The organism is Streptomyces sp. NPDC087420 (assembly GCF_044744165.1).
Taxonomy (GTDB): domain Bacteria; phylum Actinomycetota; class Actinomycetes; order Streptomycetales; family Streptomycetaceae; genus Streptomyces.
In genome coordinates this window covers 1-1,148 of the sequence record NZ_JBIUXU010000044.1, presented here as the reverse complement: position 1 = coordinate 1,148, position 1,148 = coordinate 1, and the positions used below count along the sequence as shown (strand labels likewise).

General features: G+C 64.5%; 1 protein-coding gene. It reads left to right on the top strand.

The window, feature by feature from the left end; genetic code table 11:
• The first annotated feature begins 38 nt into the window (after positions 1–38).
• The gene (locus ACIO1C_RS35935) at positions 39–1,148 is read left to right on the top strand and encodes an IS630 family transposase (protein ID WP_401872030.1); all 1,110 of its coding nucleotides are present in this window, start codon (positions 39–41) and stop codon (positions 1,146–1,148) included.

The following is a 1,148-nucleotide window of genomic DNA, read 5'->3' as shown; positions in this document are numbered from 1 at the left end:
CTAGTATCCTGAGTCTTAAATTCCCGTATAGTTGGGTCATGGTACGTCCGGGACCGAAGCTTGCGCCGTTGGATCTGACTGATGCTGAGCGATCGGTGTTGGAGGGTTGGGTGCGGCGGCGTAAGGCCGCGCAGGACATGGCGATGCGGGCCCGGGTGGTCCTGGCCTGCGACGAGGTCGGGGAAGACGGTTTCCCCGTGTCGACGCGCGTGGTGATGGAGCGGGTCGGGGTGTCCCGCGACACCGTCTCGAAATGGCGTCAGCGTTTCCTGGCGGACCGTCTCGACGGGTTGTCGGACGAGCCACGTCCGGGTCGGCCCCGCACGGTGATGGACGAGCAGGTTGCCGATCTGATCGCCCGGACGCTGGAGTCGAAGCCGGAGAACGCCACGCACTGGTCGACCCGGTCGATGGCGAGGAAGACCGGGCTGTCGCAGTCGACCGTTTCGCGGGTGTGGCGGGCTTTCGGCCTGCAGCCGCACCGGTCCGGGACATTCAAGCTGTCCACGGACCCGTTCTTCGTCGACAAGGTCCATGACGTGGTGGGGTTGTACCTCGATCCGCCGGAACGGGCGCTGGTCCTCTGTGTGGACGAGAAGTCGCAGATCCAGGCACTGGACCGGTCCCAGCCGGTGCTGCCGATGATGCCCGGGGTGCCCGAGCGGGCCAGTCACGACTACGTCCGCGCCGGCACCACCACCCTGTTCGCGGCCTTCGACGCAGCCACCGGCAAGGTGATCGGGTCCCTCCACCGCCGGCACCGGGCCGAGGAGTTCAGAAAGTTCCTGAACAAGCTCGACAAGGAGATCCCCGCCGGGCTCCAGGTCCACTTGATCTGCGACAACTACGCAACCCACAAGACCGCGGCGGTCAAGAAATGGCTGCTGGCGCATCCCAGGTTCCACATGCACTTCACACCCACCGGCTCGTCCTGGCTGAACCTGGTCGAGCGATGGTTCGCCGAGCTGACGAACAAGCAAATACGGCGAGGGGTCCACAAGTCGGTCCAGACACTGGAGAAGGACATCCGCACCTGGATCGACTCATGGAACGAAGACCCCAAGCCGTTCATCTGGACCAAGACCGCCGACCAGATCCTCGAATCCCTCGCCTCGTACTGCCGACGAATTACCGACTCAGGACACTAG

What these genes read in the sequence shown, in the direction of transcription:
- ACIO1C_RS35935 (WP_401872030.1), top strand. Translation starts at nt 39, where the DNA reads ATGGTACGTCCGGGACCGAAGCTTGCGCCGTTGGATCTGACTGATGCT.